This is a genomic window from Variovorax sp. GW458-11-26-14-LB1 (assembly GCF_059423965.1).
In genome coordinates, this window is the sequence record NZ_JBWKYW010000034.1 from 42,123 (window position 1) to 57,866 (window position 15,744).

Consider the following 15,744-nt stretch of genomic DNA (forward strand, 5'->3'; position numbering starts at 1 on the left):
ACCGTCACACAACCAACCTCAAGGAGACAACCCAATGAAGAGCCTTCTCAAAGCCACCGCCCTCGTCGCCGCCCTGGCCTGCGGCACCACCGCCGCACTGGCACAGGCGCCCAAGCAGCCGCTGCGTATCGGCATGACTTTCCAGGAACTGAACAACCCCTACTTCGTGACGATGAAGCAGGCACTGGAAGAAGCCGCCGCCAGCATCGGCGCCACCGTGGTCACCACCGACGCGCGCCACGACGTGGCCAAGCAGATCGGCGACGTGGAAGACATGATCCAGAAGAAGATCGACATCCTGCTGCTGAACCCGACCGACTCGGCCGGCGTGCAGTCGGCGGTGCGCTCGGCCAAGAAGGCCGGCGTGATCGTGGTGGCGGTCGATGCCAACGCGCAAGGCCCGGTCGATTCGTTCGTGGGTTCCAAGAACCTCGACGCCGGCCGCTTGGCCTGCGAGTACCTGGCGAAGAACATCGGCGAGAAGGGCGACGTGGCCATCCTCGACGGCATCCCGGTCGTGCCGATCCTGGAGCGCGTGAAGGGCTGCCGCGAAGCGCTGGCCAAGTACCCCGGCATCAAGGTCGTGAGCACGCAGAACGGCAAGCAGGAGCGCGCCACCGCGCTCACCGTGACCGAGAACATCCTGCAGGCCAACAAGAACCTCAAGGGCGTGTTCAGCGTGAACGACGGCGGCTCGATGGGCGCGCTCGCGGCCATCGAGGCCAGCGGCAAGGACGTGAAGCTCACCAGCGTCGATGGCGCACCCGAAGCCATCAAGGCGATGCAGAAGGCGGGCTCGAAGTTCATCGCCACCACCGCGCAGTACCCGCGCGACCAGATCCGCCTGGCCATCGGCATCGCGCTGGCCAAGAAGTGGGGCGCCAACGTCCCCGCGGCCGTGCCGGTCGACGTGAAGCTCATCGACGCCGAAGGCGCCAAGACCTTCAGCTGGTAAGCCACCGCAGGCACCGCCCGTGACGCTCACGTACGAACCACCCCGGGAGATGCTGCGGCTCGAGGGCGTGTCCAAGCGCTTCCCGGGCGTGAAGGCCCTGTCGAACATCGACCTCTCGGTGCGCCAGGGCGAGGTGCACGCGCTGCTCGGCGAGAACGGCGCGGGCAAGTCGACGCTGATGAAGATCCTCGGCGGCATCCACCGGGCCGACGAGGGCCGCATCGTCATCGACGGCACCGAGTGCCACTTCGCCGGCTACGGCGACGCCATCGCGGCCGGCATCGGCATCATCTTCCAGGAGTTCAGCCTGGTGCCGTACCTGAACGCGGTGGAGAACATCTTCCTGGGCCGCTACCTCACGAACCGGTTCGGCCTCATGGACCAGGCGGCGATGCAGCGCGAAGCCCGCGCGGTGTTCGACGAGCTGGGCGTGCAGATCGACCTCGGCGTGCCGATCTGCCAGCTCTCGGTGGCCCAGCAGCAGTTCGTCGAGATCGGCAAGGCGCTGTCGCTGAAGGCGCGGCTGCTGGTGCTCGACGAACCCACCGCCACGCTCACGCCCAACGAGGCCGAGCACCTGTTCAAGGTGATGCGCGCGCTGCGTGCCAGGGGCGTGGCGATGATCTTCATCTCGCACCACCTCGATGAAATCTTCGAGGTGTGCGACCGCATCAGCGTGCTGCGCGACGGTGCCAACGCCGGACACGCCGACGTGGCCGCCACGACCGTGGACGCGCTGGTCGAGATGATGGTGGGCCGGCGCATCGAACAGAGCTTCCCGCCCAAGCCGCAGCCCGCGCCGAACGGCCGCAAGGTGCTCGAGGTGCCCGAGATCCAGCTCGTGAAGGACGGCCCGGTCAACCGCTTCGACCTGCACGCGGGCGAGATCCTCGGCTTCGCGGGGCTGGTGGGCTCGGGCCGCACCGAGCTGGCGCTGGGCATGATGGGCGCCGACCGCACGCACCGCAAGACGGTGCTGCGCAACGGCCAGCCCGTGCGCCTGGACGACCCGACGCAGGCGCTCGCGCACGGCATCGGCCTGCTGCCCGAAAGTCGCAAGGTCGAAGGGCTGATCACCGACTTCACGATCCGCTTCAACATCTCGCTGAACAACCTCGGGCGGCACCGCCGCGCGGGCGTGGTCGACACGGCATCGGAGAAACGCTCTGCCGATGAACTCTCGCGCCGCGTGGGCGTGAAGGCGCCGGGCATCGACACCCGCGTGGCCACGCTGTCGGGCGGCAACCAGCAGAAGGTGGTGATCGCGCGCTGGCTCGGCCACGATTGCGATGTGCTGATCTTCGACGAGCCCACGCGCGGCATCGACGTGGGCGCCAAGGCCGAGATCTACCAGCTGATGCGCGAACTCACGCGCCAGGGCAAGTCGATCCTGATGATCTCCAGCGAGCTGCCCGAGATCGTCGGCCTGTGCGACCGCGTCGCGGTGTTCTCGGGCGGAGCCATCGTGGCCACGCTCACGGGCGACGCCATCAACGCGGGCGAAATCATGCGCCACGCGACCTCGTCCTCTCCCTCCCTTCCCTCTTCCTCCGGGAGCCCCTCATGACTGCCACCGCCACCCATCCCACGCCGCCCGTGCCCGCGGGCGGGTTCTTCACGCAGCTGCGCCGCTCGACGGCCTTCCTGCCGCTGGTCGGCCTGGTCGCGATCTCGGTCTTCATGATCGTGGCGACCGACAACTTTCTCTCGGCGAGCAACCTGCAGAACATCGCGCTGCAGTCGTCCATCAACGCGATCATCGCGGTGGGCATGACGGCCGCGATCCTCACGGGCGGCATCGACCTCTCGGTGGGCGCGGTGGTGGCGCTGTCGGGCACGCTGGCCTCGGGGCTGATGGTGCACTTCGGCCTGCCGCCCGTGCTCGCCGTGCCGCTCGGGCTCGGCGTGGGTGCGGTGATCGGCCTGTTCAACGGCTACTGCGTGGCCTACCTGCGAATGCCGCCGATCATCGTGACGCTGGCCACCATGGGCATCGCGCGCGGCATCGCCCTGATCTACACCGGCGGCTACCCGATCGACGGGCTGCCCGAATCGTTCGCCTTCCTGGGCAGCGGCACGCTCGCGGGCCTGAAGGTCCCGATCCTCATCATGCTGGCCACCTACCTCGTGGCCTACGTGCTGCTCAACATGGCGCCCTTCGGCCGCTACGTGTACGCCATCGGCGGCAACGAGGAAGCCACGCGGCTGTCGGGCGTGCGCGTGTCGCGCTACAAGCTGCTGGTGTATGTGCTCAGCGGTCTCACGGCCGCCATCGCGGGCATCGTGCAAGCCGCGCGCGTCACCAGCGGCCAGCCCGGCGTGGGCGTGGGCTTCGAGCTCGACGCCATCGCGGCGGTGGTGATGGGCGGCACGTCCATCGCGGGCGGCCGCGGCGCCATCGTGGGCACGCTGGTCGGCGCGCTGCTGCTGGCGGTGCTCAACAACGGTCTCAACATGATCGGCGTGTCGCCGTACCTGCAACTGATCATCAAGGGCGGCATCGTGCTGCTCGCCATCTTCATCAGCCGTGAAGCCCGCCGCTGATCTCTTCCCCACTTCTTCGTACCTCTCCCGACTCAAGGAATCCATGTCGTATCAAAAGCTCCAGCCCGGCGCCACGGGCGCCATCGGCGAACTCGCCGCCATGCAAGCCGTCGTGTGCCACGGCCCCAAGGACTACCGCCTCGAAACCGTCGCGATGCCGACCATCGGCCCGAACGAACTGCTCATTTCCATCGCGGCCTGCGGCATCTGCGCCTCCGACTGCAAGTGCCACTCGGGCGCGAAGATGTTCTGGGGCGGCGACGGCCAGCCTTCGTGGGTCAAGGCGCCGGTCATTCCCGGCCATGAGTTCTTCGGCTACGTCGAGGCGCTGGGCGAAGGCGCGGCGGAACACTTCGGCGTGGAGAAAGGCGACCGCGTGATCGCCGAGCAGATCGTGCCCTGCGGCAAGTGCCGCTTCTGCACCTCGGGCAAGTACTGGATGTGCGAGGTGCACCACATCTTCGGCTTCCAGCGCATCGTGGCCGACGGCGGCATGGCCGACTACATGCGCCTGCCGCCGACCTCGCGCGTGCACAAGATCCCCGACGGCATCTCGCTGGAAGACGCGGCCATCATCGAGCCGCTGGCCTGCGCGATCCACACGGTGAACCGCGGTGAGCTCCAGCTCGACGACGTGGTGGTGATCGCCGGCGCCGGCCCGCTCGGCCTGATGATGACGCAGGTGGCAGCACTCAAGACACCGAAGAAGCTCATCGTGATCGACCTCGTGCCCGAGCGCCTGGCACTCGCGAAGCAGTACGGCGCCGACGTCGTCATCAACCCGAAGACCGAGAACGCCGATGCCATCGTCAAGGGCCTCACCGAAGGCTACGGCTGCGACGTGTACATCGAGACCACCGGCGCGCCCATCGGCGTGACGCAGGGCCTGGACATGATCCGCAAGCTCGGCCGCTTCGTCGAGTTCAGCGTGTTCGGTTCGGAGACGAGCGCCGACTGGTCGATCATCGGCGACCGCAAGGAGCTCGACGTGCGCGGCGCGCACCTGGGCCCGTATTGCTACCCGGTCGCCATCGACCTGCTGGCGCGCGGGCTCGTCACCTCGAAGGGCATCGTGACGCACGACTTTCCGCTGACCGAATGGGAGCGCGCCTTCGCGCTGGCCAACTCGCTCGACTCGATCAAGGTGCTGCTCAAGCCGCAGCCCCGCGCAGTGTCATGAAGTACGTCGTCGGCGTCGACATCGGCACGCAGAGCACCAAGTGCCTGCTGGTCGGCATCGACGGCAAGGTGCTCGCGCAGGCGAGCGTGGCCTACCAGCCCGAGACGCCGAAGCCGCTGTGGGCGCAGCAGGACTGCGAGGTCTGGTTCGACGCCGTGTGCGAGAGCGTGCGCGCCTGCGTGGCGCAAGGCGGCATCGCGGCCACCGACATCGCTGCGATGTGTGTGAGCAGCCTCTACGGCGGCGCGGGCATCCCGGTCGACGAGGCCATGCGCCCGCTGCACCCCTGCCTCATCTGGATGGACCGCCGCGCCACCGCCGAGGTCGATGCGGTGAACGCGACAGTCGACGTGGCGCGGCTGCAGGCCATCACCGGCAACGGCGTCGACAGCTACTACGGCTTCACCAAGATGCTGTGGCTGCGCGAGCACCGTCCCGAGGTGTGGGCGAAGACGCACCACTTCCTGCCGCCCAACAGCTACATCAACTGGCGGCTGACGGGCCAGCTCGCGGTCGACCACAGCTCGGCCGGCAACATCGGCGGCGTGTACGACGCGGCGCGGCGGCGCTGGTCGGCGCAGGCGCTCGACATGCTCGGCATTCCGGCGCGCATGATGCCGCCGCGGCTCGTCGAATCGAGCGAGGTGGTGGGCCACCTGAGCGCCGAGTGGGCCACGCAGCTGGGCCTGCGCGAAGGCATGCCGCTGATGGCCGGCGGCGTCGATGCGGCGGTGGCCACCTTCTGTGCGGGCGTCACCGGCAGCGGCGACCATGTCGCGATGATCGGCACCAGCATGTGCTGGGGCTTCGTGAGCCCGACGGTGGACGCGCGCCACCAGCTCATCACGATGCCGCACGTCTACCGCGGCGCGGACCGCAGCTACGTATTCGGCGGCGCGATCACGGCCGGCGCGGCCGTCACCTGGTTCCGCGAAGCCTTCTGCCAGGCCGAAGTGGCCGAGGCCGCGCGCACCGGCGAAGACGCGCACGCCCTCATCGAACGCCGCGCGGTCGACGTGCCGCCCGGCGCCGACGGCCTGGTCTTCTTGCCCTACCTGATGGGCGAGCGCAGCCCGATCTGGGACGCGCAGGCCAAGGGCGCCTTCCTCGGCCTCTCGCTCGCGCACAGCCGCGCCCACCTGTACCGCGCCGTGCTCGAAGGCGTGAGCTTCGCGCTGCAGCACAACATCGAAGCCGGCCGGCGCAGCGGGCAGCCGCTGGACGACCGCCTGATCGTGGTCGGCGGCGCCACGCATTCCGACCTGTGGATGCAGATCGTGGCGGACGTCACGGGCTACCGCGTGTTCACGATCGAGGAAGAGGTCGAGGCCGCCCTCGGCGCGGCGATGCTCGCGGCGCTCGGTGCCGGGCTGGTCGATGCAGCCACCGCCGAACGCGGCTGGGTCACGCTGGTGGAACGCGCGCGGCCCGAGCCTGCGGCGCAGGCGGTCTACCGGGAGCGCTTCGAGATCTACACCTCGCTGTACCCGGCGTTGCGTGATGCGATGCATCGGTTGGGATGACGCACCTGTCCGGGGCACGATCCCGCCGACGGGGCACCTTGCTCCGTGAATGTCCCCCGGGCTTCGCCCTCCTCCTTAATTTCGCTGCGCAAGGCACCCCATCAGCGTGATCGTTGTCAGCAGCGGTTGTTGATCGGCGAGCACCAGCAGCACGTCCCGTGCACAGGACACTGGGTGCTTCCCGCAGCGAAATCAAGGAGGAGGCCGCAGGCCGGGGGACATTCGCGGAGGGAAGTACCCGGTGGCCTGTGCACACGCCCTGAACCACAACCTTTGATGAGCAGAACACCATGACACCCATCTACGACTTCTCAGGCAAGCGCGCCCTCGTGACAGGCGCCAGCAGCGGCATCGGCCGCGCAGTAGCAGCGCAGCTCGCCCACTCAGGCGCACAAGTCACAGCCGTAGGTCGCAACGCCGACGCGCTGGAAGCATTACAGGCCGAGTCCGGCTGCCTGCCCTTGGCACTCGACGTGGCCGACGTCACCGCACTGGAAAAGGCGCTCACCCCCTTGCCCGCCTTCGACCTCGTGGTGAACTGCGCTGGCACCACCCGCATCGAGCGCGCCATCGACCTGCAGGCCGGGAGCTTCGACGCCGTGATGGCCGTCAACGCACGCGCCGCCGCACTCGTGGCCGCGCGCTGCGGCCGAGCCATGATCGCGGCCGGCGTGCGCGGCAGCATCGTCAACGTGTCGAGCCAGGCTTCGCTGGTCGCGCTCGATGCGCACCTTTGCTACAGCGCCTCGAAGGCGGCGATGGACGCCGTCACGCGCGCCCTGTGTCTCGAGTTCGGGCCGCACGGCATCCGCGTGAACAGCGTGAATCCGACCGTCACGCTCACGCCCATGGCCGAGCAGGCATGGGCCGACCCGGCCAAGAGCGCGGCGGCGCTCAAGAACATTCCATTGGGACGTTTCGCACAGGTCGACGAAGTGGTCGCGCCGATCCTGTTCCTGCTGTCCGACGGTGCGGCGATGGTCAGCGGCGTGGCGCTGCCGGTCGATGGCGGCTACACCATCGCCTGAAGAAGAGTCTCCGCCTCAGGCGAAGCGGGTGCCGCCCTGCGGCGCGTCGAGCAGCGCGTCGAGGTTGCGCGAGATCTTCTGCTCGATCTGGTCGCTGAAGCTGCTGAACAGGAAACCCAGCGTCGCTTCGAGCCGGAAGGTGTCGGCCGTGACCTCCACCGTGCCGTCGATGCCCGCGCGGCTGAACTGGGCCCGGTCGCAGTCGGTGCCCTCGGTGTAGGTGCATTCGAGACCGTAATCCTGCTCGACCTGATGCACCCATTGGCGCGCGACTTCGCGGGCGCCGGCAATGCCCAGCGTGTGGTTGCGTTCGATTTGGATGTCAGGCACCGTGGTCTCCGTTGTCGTCGTGTGTGCGGCCTTGGCGCGCGTGGGTGTGCAGGATACCCGTGGCGGCCTGCAGGGCGCTGCGGCGCTCTTCCGTCGTGGGCAGCGCGGCAATGCGCCGCACCGCAGTGTAAAAGCGCGGCCAGTCGCGGCCCTCGCGTTCGAACAGGGCTTCGAAGCCCGGCACCAGGTCGTCGTAGGCGCCCTGCGCACCGAAGGCCGCGTTGTTGGCGCGCGCCACCCAGCCGTCGTAGGCGTTCTGGCGCGGGCCGGTCCACGCCGCCTTCAGCGCGGCATAGCGCTCGCGGAAGTCGGCCATGGCGGCCTGCTTCTGCGCCTCGACCTTCGTCCAGTCCTTCGCCTTGGCTTCGGGCGACTCGTACACCTGCGTGAGCGCGCGGCGCGTGTTGAGCGCCAGCGCACGGAAGTCCTGCCGCTGTGCATTGAACTGCGCGTACTCGGCGCGCGCCGCCTCGCCGGCCTCGCGCTGCAGCCACATCGCGCCGCCGATGCGCTCCACGGCCGTGGCGTACGACTCGTTGAACACCGTATCGCCCGGCACATAGAGCACCTGGTGCGCCAGCTCGTGGAACACGAGGCGCGCCAGCTCGCCCTCGGGGTAGCCGATGAAGGTGGACAGCAGCGGATCGCCGCCGGCCCAGTTCATCCAGCCCAGTGTGGAGTAGGCCGGCACGGGGTACACGGCCACTTCGAGTCCATTGGTCTTCTGCGCCTCGGCCTCGGTTTTCGCGGCGGCCTCGTCGTAGTAGCCGCGGTAGCCCACGCAGCCCGCGACCGGGAAGCACCAGCTCTCGAGCGTGAGCGAGTACGGCGGCGCGGCCACCACGTTCCACACGGCGGCGGGGCGGTGCAGGTCGGCATACGAGGTGTAGCTCGCGTTGTCGGGCAGGCCGAGTTCGCTCGACGCGAAACGGCGGATGCGCTGGGCAAGCTCGAGCTTGGCCTTGAGCGGCGCGCCCACGGCCGGATCGGCCAGCCATTCGGGCACGGGCTTGGCCGCGCGCAGGATGTCGAGGTGGCCGTTGGCCGATTGCCAGTAGTAGCCGAGGTCGGCGCAGCCACTCAAGAAAAGCGCGCCGGCCAGTGCCAGCGCGGGCGCACGCAACTGCCGCATCACGCCTTTTCGACCTGCACCAGGCAGTCGTAGAAGGTCGGGCCGCGGCCGATGTCGGTGAGGCGCTGGCTGGTCAGCTCGTTGACGTTGGTGCCGTCCATGCCGAGCTTGCGCCACCAGATGCCCATGCCGTGCACCACGCCCTGGCGCGCGCGGCGCGACACCTCGGCGCGGCAGCGGTGCTCGCCGCGCTGGTTGAACACGCGCACCGTGGCGCCGTCCTCGATGCCGCGCGCGGCGGCGTCGTCGGCGTGGATCTCGAGCAGCGGCTCGACCTCGATGGCGCGCAGGCTGGTCACGTTGACGAAAGTCGAATTGAGGAAGTTGCGCGCCGGCGGCGAGATCATGGCCAGCGGGAATTCGGTCGAGCTGCCGGCCGGCTCCCAGTTGGGCACGTGGTCGGGCAGGCCGTCCATGCCCATGGCCTGCAGGCGCTCGCTGAAGAACTCGCAGCGGCCCGAAGGCGTGGGGAACGTGCCTTCGGCGAACGGCGCCTCGGCCAGCTTCAGGCTGGTGAAGCCTTGGGCGCGCAGCTGCTCGAAGTCGATCGCCTTCTCGGCAAAGGCGGTGCGGCACAGCGACTCGTCGGTCTCCGAGAAGCAGGGCTCGTCGAAGCCCATGCGGCGCGCCAGCTCGCGGAACACCCACGCGTTGCTGCGGGCCTCGCCGCGCGGCGCAACGGCCGGCTGGTTCAGCAGCACGTCGGTGTGGCCGTAGCTGCAGTGGATGTCCCAGTGCTCGAGCTGCGTGGTGGCGGGCAGCAGGTAGTCGGCGTAGTCGGCGGTGTCGGTGCGGAACTGCTCGAGCACCACGGTGAACAGGTCTTCGCGCGCAAAGCCCGCCACCACTTTGGCCGACTCGGGCGCGACCGCGACCGGGTTGCTGTTGTAGACCACGAGGGCCTTCACGGGCTTCGCGGTGTCGAGCAGCGCATCGCCGATGGTGCTCATGTTGATCGTGCGCGGCTTGCGCCCGGCCAGCAGGTCGGGGCGCTGCAGTGCGGCGCGGTCGACCGGGTAGTGGCCCGAGCTGCTGAGCAGCAGGCCGCCCGCGCGGTCGCGCCAGGCGCCGACCAGCGCCGGCAGGCAGGCGATGGCGCGCGCCGCGTTGCCGCCGCCGCGCACGCGCTGCATGCCGTAGTTCAAGCGGATCGCGGCCGGCTTGGTCGTGCCGTAGGCCTGGGCCAGCGCCACGATCTGCGCCTCGGGAATGCCGCAGACCTCGGCCGCGCGCGACGGCGGCCACTGCAGCGCGCGCTCGCGCAACTGCTCCCAGCCCAGCGTGTGGTTGGCGATGTAGTCGTGGTCGAGCCAGTCGTGCACGATGAGTTCGTGCATGAGCGCCAGCGCCAGCGCGGCGTCGGTGCCGGGCAAGAGCGCGATGTGCTCGTCGCACTTGTCGGCGGTTTCGGTCTTGCGCGGGTCGATGCACACCAGCCGCGCGCCGGCGCGCTTGGCGGCCTGGGCGTGGCGCCAGAAATGCAGGTTGCTGGCGATGGAGTTGCTGCCCCAGATCAGGATGAGCTTGGCCTCGGCGAAGAACTCGATGCGCATGCCGACCTTGGCGCCCAGCGTGTAAACCATGGCTTCGCCGCCCGCCATCGAGCAGATGGTGCGGTCCAGCAGCGAGGCGCCCAGCTTGTGGAAGAAGCGCCGGTCCATCGATTCGCCCTGCACCAGGCCCATGGTGCCCGCATAGCTGTAGGGGAGAATTGCTTCCGGTTCCGACTGCAATCCCCGAAGATGCGCGGCGATATCGTCCAATGCAGCCTCCCACGAGACGGGCTCGAAGCGGCCGCTGCCCTTGGGACCGACGCGTTTCAGGGGGTGCACGAGCCGCTCGGCATGGTCATTGCGTTCGATGTACCGGGACACCTTGGTGCACAGCACGCCGCCGGTGTGCGAGTGGGCGGGGTTGCCTTGCAGCTTCACCGCCACGCCGTCCTTGACGGTGGTGACGAGCGCGCAGGTGTCGGGGCAATCGTGCGGGCAGGCGCCCAGCACCGTGGAGGGTGCGGTGGCGTCGGGCGTGTCGAGGAGGGAATCCGTTGCGTGGGCCATCGGACAAGTCTAATTTGAGTATCAACACACAGGGCAGAGGGAGGATTTCACCATGACGATGCAATTGAATCGCAGGCATTTTTCGATCGCCACGGCGGCCGCCGCCACGCTGGGCGGCTTCGGCATCGCCCGGGCGCAGGGCGACACGCCGCTGGTGCTGGGCCAGTCGGCGCCGTTCACCGGGCCGGCCGCGCAGCTGGGCATCCAGTTCCACCAGGGCGCCAAGCTGTTCCTGGACCAGTACAACGCCCAGCCGGGCCAGCGCGACGTGGTCATCAAGAACCTGGACGACGGCTACGAGCCCGACCGCTGCGCGGCCAACACGCAGAAGTTGATCGGCGAGGACGTGTTCGCGCTGTTCGGCTACATCGGCACGCCGACCAGCCTGGCCGCGCTGCCGCTGGCGGTGAAGGACAAGGTGCCGTTCATCGCGCCGTTCACGGGCGCGATGTCGCTGCGCGAGCCTTTTCACCGCAACGTGTTCCATCTGCGCGCTTCGTACAACGACGAGACGGCATTGATGGTGAAACAGCTCACCCACCTGGGCATGAAGAAGATCGCGGTCTTCTACCAGAACGACGCCTACGGCAAGGCCGGCCTGGACGGCGTGACGCTGGCGCTGGCCCAGCAGGAACTCAAGCCGGTGGCGCTGGCCACGGTGGAGCGCAACTCGGCCGACGTGGCCGCGGCCGTGAAGACGATCATGGCGAGCCAGCCGGCGGCGGTGGTCCAGGTCGGCGCCTACAAGGCCTGCGCGGCGTTCATCCGCGAGATGCGCAAGGCGGGCTATGGCGGTGTGTTCTTCAACCTCTCGTTCGTGGGCACGCAGGCGCTGGCGGACGAACTGGGCAAGGAGGCCGCGGGCGTGATGGTCACGCAGGTGGTGCCCTCGCCCTACAACCAGGCCAACGCGCTGGCCCGCGAGTTCACCGAAGCGGTGCGCAAGGCGGGCGGCGGCGCGAGCGCCAATTTCTCGAGCATGGAAGGCTACCTGGCCGCCAAGGTGCTGACCGAGGGGCTGCGCCGCGCACCGGGCGGCAAGGGCACGCGCGACGGGCTGATCGCGGGGCTGGAAAGCATCGAGCGGCAGCAGTTCGGCGGCTTCGAGGTGTCGTTCTCTTCGAAGAGCCATGTGGCTTCGAAGTTTGTCGAGCTGTCGATGCTGACGGCGGATGGGCGGGTGCGGACGTAGGCCCTGTTTTCGCGCTCTTGTTCAGGGCGCGTGCCCAGGCCACCGGGTACTTCCCTCCGCGAATGTCCTCCGGCCTGCGGCCTCCCCCTTAATTTCGCTGCGGGAAGCACCCAGTGTCCTGGGCACGGGATGCAGCGCTGGGAAGCGGTCAGGCGGAGAGCCCGTCCACCGCCTGGAACATCGCCTGCCGCGCCTGGCTCACGATCTGGCCGCGCCAGGCGTCGGAGTCCGTATAGAACGCCTCCACCATGCGCGCGCGGATGCCGTCGGCCAGGTCGGCCGGTGCGTCCGGGTGTTTGTGCAGCCAGTGGTCGGCGCGCAGGGCGCCGGTCACTTCGAGCATCGGCAGCGTGCCGTATTCGAGCGCGATGCCGGTGTACTCGGCCTGCGGGCACTCTTCGTACACGGCGTCCCACATCAGGCCGCGCAGCAGCGCCGAGGTCGAGGAACCGTCGTAGATCGAGGTGACGGGCGCCGCCGGCGTGCCCCACCACGCGTTGGCGCGGGCGTAGGCCACCTTGTCGTCGCGGCAGGCAAAGATGCGCTCGCCCAGGCCGTTGGGGCCGAGCCCCGTGTGCAGGTCGATCCAGGCCAGGCGCTTCGCGTGGCCTGCATGGCGGCGCAACACGCTGCGGATCGTCTTGTTGCTCCAGGTCGGCGCCTTGCCGCCGAAGAACAGGCCGTCGTCGAACTGGTACTGGCCGCTGGTGACGGCCGCCTGGTAGGCGGTGGCGCCGTGCTTCTCGATCCACTTCTCGATCGCGGCCTGGTTGTCCGGCGTCGGCGGCCAGGTGTCGGGCAGCAGCAGCGGATGCAGCTTCGCGTAGGGCTCGTTCACCGGCACGGGCTTCGAGAAATCGAGGAAGTTGCGGTTCAGGTCGACGTTCTCGTGCGTCACGCGGCGGCCGTACGAAAAGCCGTGCGGGTTCAGCGCATGCACGTACAGCACCGCCACGCCCTGTGCCTTGGCCTTCTCGCGCCATTCGGCGTCGTGCAGCGCGAACACCTGCACGCCGCTGCCGCAATGGCCTTCGACGCCGTGGCAGGCGCTGGTGACGACGAGCAGCCGCTCGGCGTTGGCGTCGCCGTCGAGCGCCACGTCCATCGACAGCTCTTCGCCGTCGCGGCCCTTGAGCGGGTGCGCATGCGGCTCGACCGTGAGGCCGGCGCTGACGCAGCCCTGCAGGAACTTCTGGCGCGCCTGGGCGTAGCGCGGCGAAAAGGCCTCGCCGATGCCGATCATGCCGCTGCGCCGCCGGTGCCGGGCTTCAGGAACTGCTCGGCGATCTGCACCCAGCAGGTGGCGCCCAGCGGAATGAGGTCGTCGTTGAAGTCGTAGCTGGCGTTGTGCAGCGTGCACGGGCCTTCGCCGTGGTGCACGTCGCGGTGCGAGCCGTCGCCGTTGCCGATGAAGGCGTAGGCGCCGGGCTTGGCCTGCAGCATGAAGGCGAAGTCTTCCGAGGTCATGGCGGCCTCCTGCTTGAGCACGTTCTCGGGGCCGACGATCCCGCCCATCACGCGGCGTGCGAAGTCGGCCTCGGCCTCGGTGTTGATGGTCGGCGGGTAGTAGCGCTCGAAGCGGAACTCGCAGGTGGCGTCGTGCGCGGCGCAGATGTGCTCGCTGATCTGCTTCATCTTGGCCTCGATCATGTCGAGCACCTCGAGCGAGAAGGTGCGCACGGTGCCCGACAGCTCGCAGTTGTCGGGGATCACGTTGTTGGTTTCGCCGGCGTGGATGGTGGTGACCGAGATCACCGCCGAATCGGTCGGCTTCATCTTGCGCGTGAGGATGGTCTGGAAGGCCTGCACGATCTCGCAGGCGATCGGCACCGGGTCGATGCCGGTCTGCGGCAGCGCGGCGTGGCCGCCCTTGCCGACCACGTTGACATGGAACTTGTTGCCCGAGGCCATCACCGGGCCGGGGCTCACGGCGAACTGGCCGGCCTTCATGCCGGGCCAGTTGTGCATGCCGAAGACGGCGTCCATGGGGAACTGCTCGAACAGGCCCTCCTTGATCATCTCGCGCGCGCCGCCGCCGCCCTCTTCGGCCGGCTGGAAGATCAGGTAGACGGTGCCGTCGAAGTTGCGGTGCTTGGCCAGGTGCTGGGCCGCTGCGAGCAGCATCGCCGTGTGGCCGTCGTGGCCGCAGGCGTGCATCTTGCCGTGGTGCTGGCTGGCGTGGGCGAAGGTGTTGAGCTCGGTGACGGGCAGCGCGTCCATGTCGGCGCGCAGGCCGACGGCGCGGTTGCTGGTGCCGTTCTTGACGATGCCGACCACGCCGGTGGTGCCCAGGCCGCGGTGGATGGGAATGCCCCATTCGGTGAGCTTGCCTGCCACCACGTCGGCGGTGCGGACTTCTTCGAAACAGAGTTCAGGGTGGGCATGAAGGTCACGCCGGACGGCCGCGATGCCGGCCGCCTGCGTGACGAGCGAGTCGATGAGTTTCATAAGACACAGTCTAGGCTTTGCGCCCAGCGCCGCAAAGACCGTGCCGGGCAAACCCTCAGCGGCCGATGCTCTTGAGGTACTCGGCGCGCGCGGCCAGCGCGGTGTCGGTGAAGTCGGTGAACACGCCATCGACGCCGAGCTTGTAATAGACCGCGTATTCGTTCTTGCCGTCCTTGTTGTAGTCGGACGCGAGCCGGCGCGACTCGTTACGGAAGGTGAAGGGGTGAACGAACAGGCCCGCCTTGTGGGCGTCGGCGATCAGCGTGGTGGGGGCCGTCGAGGTGGCGTCGGCGTCGTTGATCTTGCCGTCCTTGTTGACGTCCACCACCTTGCCGTCGGCGCCCACGGTGCCCTTGACGCTCACGATGTAGCGCTTCCAGGGGCCGATGCCGTCGGCGTAGGTCTTGATCTCGGCCAGCCCGGCGGGCGTGACCATGACGTCGAAGTTGCGCTTGTCGCCGGCCTTGGTCCACTCGTAGGGGCGGTCGACCGGCACGGCGTAGGTCATGGCGCCGGTCTTCATGTCGATGCCGTCGCCGTCGATCAGCTGGATGAGCTTGGTGTTCAGGCCCTTGCTCTTCATGTACTTGAGGCTGCCGGGCTCGAACGACTGCACGTAGATGGGCGCGGTCTTGCTGTTCCAGCCGGCGGCGTTGATGGCGGCGATGACCTTGTCTTCCATGGGCATGCCGAGGTCGCGGAAGTAGGTCGGGTTCTTGGTTTCCGGGTAGATCGCGATGGTGCGGCCGGTTTCCTTCGACTTGGCCTTGGCGAAATCGATGATCTCCTGGAAGGTCACGACCTTGAACTTGCCGTTGAATTCCTGCGGGCGCTCCGCGTCGGTCGAGATGCCGCCCAGGGTCTTGATCTCGGCCAGCGTGAAGTCGTTGCTGAACCAGCCGGTCTGGGTTTCGCCGTCGACCTGGATGGTCTTCTTGCGCGAGGCGAAGCGGGGGTGCTTGGCCACGTCGGTGCTGATGGCCAGGTTGGGGTCGTGGCGGGCGATGAGCACGCCGTCCTTGGTGGAGACCAGGTCCATCTCGATGACGTCGGCGCCCAGTTCGATGGCGCGCGCGTACGACTCCAGCGTCTGTTCCGGCAGGTAGCCCGAGGCGCCGCGGTGGGCGATGACCAGCGGCGGGTTGCCGTCCAGCGTGAGCAGCTTGTTCGCCGCCGGGCCGGTGGTTCCGCAGGCGGCCAGGCTCAGGGCGGCCGCGGCGGTCAGGGTGATCTGCAGGGACATGCGCATGTTGTCTTCTCCATCCAAACAAAGAAAAAAGAGGAGGCAGGCTACCCGCTGCGCGTGACAACGCCGATACCCATCTGCGCGGGCGTTCAACTTCCCGGACAAT

At 68.4% G+C, this 15,744-nt stretch carries 13 protein-coding genes; 7 read left to right on the forward strand and 6 right to left on the reverse strand.

Going from position 1 to position 15,744, the window contains the following annotated elements; translation table 11 throughout:
- Positions 1-34 precede the first annotated feature (34 nt).
- From AC07YS_RS21090 to AC07YS_RS21115, 6 genes are all read left to right on the forward strand, one after another.
- A complete protein-coding gene (locus tag AC07YS_RS21090) occupies positions 35-955 on the forward strand; it encodes an ABC transporter substrate-binding protein (RefSeq protein ID WP_062476114.1) in 921 nt (306 codons plus the stop codon).
- A 49-nt stretch (positions 956-1,004) separates the two neighbouring features.
- The gene (locus tag AC07YS_RS21095) at positions 1,005-2,522 is read left to right on the forward strand and encodes a sugar ABC transporter ATP-binding protein (RefSeq protein WP_495268995.1); all 1,518 of its coding nucleotides are present in this window, start codon (positions 1,005-1,007) and stop codon (positions 2,520-2,522) included.
- The gene (locus AC07YS_RS21100) at positions 2,519-3,499 is read left to right on the forward strand and encodes an ABC transporter permease (protein ID WP_070063446.1); all 981 of its coding nucleotides are present in this window, start codon (positions 2,519-2,521) and stop codon (positions 3,497-3,499) included. The genes AC07YS_RS21095 and AC07YS_RS21100 overlap by 4 nt, the downstream gene beginning before the upstream one ends.
- A gap of 43 nt (positions 3,500-3,542) precedes the next feature.
- A complete protein-coding gene (locus AC07YS_RS21105; RefSeq protein ID WP_495268979.1) occupies positions 3,543-4,679 on the forward strand; it encodes an alcohol dehydrogenase catalytic domain-containing protein in 1,137 nt (378 codons plus the stop codon).
- Positions 4,676-6,202, forward strand: a complete 1,527-nt coding sequence (locus tag AC07YS_RS21110; protein ID WP_495268978.1) for an FGGY-family carbohydrate kinase — start codon at positions 4,676-4,678, stop codon at positions 6,200-6,202. The genes AC07YS_RS21105 and AC07YS_RS21110 overlap by 4 nt, the downstream gene beginning before the upstream one ends.
- Positions 6,203-6,492: 290 nt before the next feature.
- The gene (locus AC07YS_RS21115) at positions 6,493-7,230 is read left to right on the forward strand and encodes an SDR family oxidoreductase (protein WP_495268977.1); all 738 of its coding nucleotides are present in this window, start codon (positions 6,493-6,495) and stop codon (positions 7,228-7,230) included.
- A gap of 15 nt (positions 7,231-7,245) precedes the next feature.
- On the opposite strand, the gene AC07YS_RS21120 is transcribed toward AC07YS_RS21115, so the two are convergent.
- From AC07YS_RS21120 to AC07YS_RS21130, 3 genes are read right to left on the reverse strand one after another with little or no spacing between them, the layout of a single operon-like run.
- The gene (locus AC07YS_RS21120) at positions 7,246-7,560 is read right to left on the reverse strand and encodes a polyhydroxyalkanoic acid system family protein (RefSeq protein ID WP_062476134.1); all 315 of its coding nucleotides are present in this window, start codon (positions 7,558-7,560) and stop codon (positions 7,246-7,248) included.
- On the reverse strand, positions 7,553-8,692 hold the full coding sequence (locus AC07YS_RS21125; RefSeq protein ID WP_495268976.1) for an aminopeptidase: 1,140 nt from the start codon (positions 8,690-8,692) through the stop codon (positions 7,553-7,555). The genes AC07YS_RS21120 and AC07YS_RS21125 overlap by 8 nt, the downstream gene beginning before the upstream one ends.
- Positions 8,692-10,752, reverse strand: a complete 2,061-nt coding sequence (locus AC07YS_RS21130; protein ID WP_495268975.1) for a molybdopterin-containing oxidoreductase family protein — start codon at positions 10,750-10,752, stop codon at positions 8,692-8,694. The genes AC07YS_RS21125 and AC07YS_RS21130 overlap by 1 nt, the downstream gene beginning before the upstream one ends.
- Positions 10,753-10,810: 58 nt before the next feature.
- On the opposite strand from AC07YS_RS21130, the gene AC07YS_RS21135 reads away from it, so the two are divergent.
- The gene (locus AC07YS_RS21135) at positions 10,811-11,944 is read left to right on the forward strand and encodes an ABC transporter substrate-binding protein (protein WP_082818036.1); all 1,134 of its coding nucleotides are present in this window, start codon (positions 10,811-10,813) and stop codon (positions 11,942-11,944) included.
- Between the two features lie 148 nt (positions 11,945-12,092).
- On the opposite strand, the gene AC07YS_RS21140 is transcribed toward AC07YS_RS21135, so the two are convergent.
- Genes AC07YS_RS21140 through AC07YS_RS21150 form a run of 3 tightly spaced genes read right to left on the reverse strand, consistent with a single transcriptional unit; the run spans position 12,093 to position 15,641 of the window.
- Positions 12,093-13,187: a M14 family metallopeptidase gene (locus AC07YS_RS21140; RefSeq protein WP_354345370.1), complete on the reverse strand. Its 1,095-nt coding sequence runs from the start codon at positions 13,185-13,187 to the stop codon at positions 12,093-12,095.
- Positions 13,184-14,392, reverse strand: coding sequence for a M20 aminoacylase family protein (locus tag AC07YS_RS21145; RefSeq protein WP_369645023.1), 1,209 nt, complete (start codon positions 14,390-14,392; stop codon positions 13,184-13,186). Before AC07YS_RS21145 ends, AC07YS_RS21140 begins: the two co-directional genes overlap by 4 nt.
- 55 nt (positions 14,393-14,447) lie before the next feature.
- Positions 14,448-15,641, reverse strand: coding sequence for a glycerophosphodiester phosphodiesterase (locus AC07YS_RS21150; RefSeq protein WP_159273539.1), 1,194 nt, complete (start codon positions 15,639-15,641; stop codon positions 14,448-14,450).
- Positions 15,642-15,744: the final 103 nt, after the last annotated feature.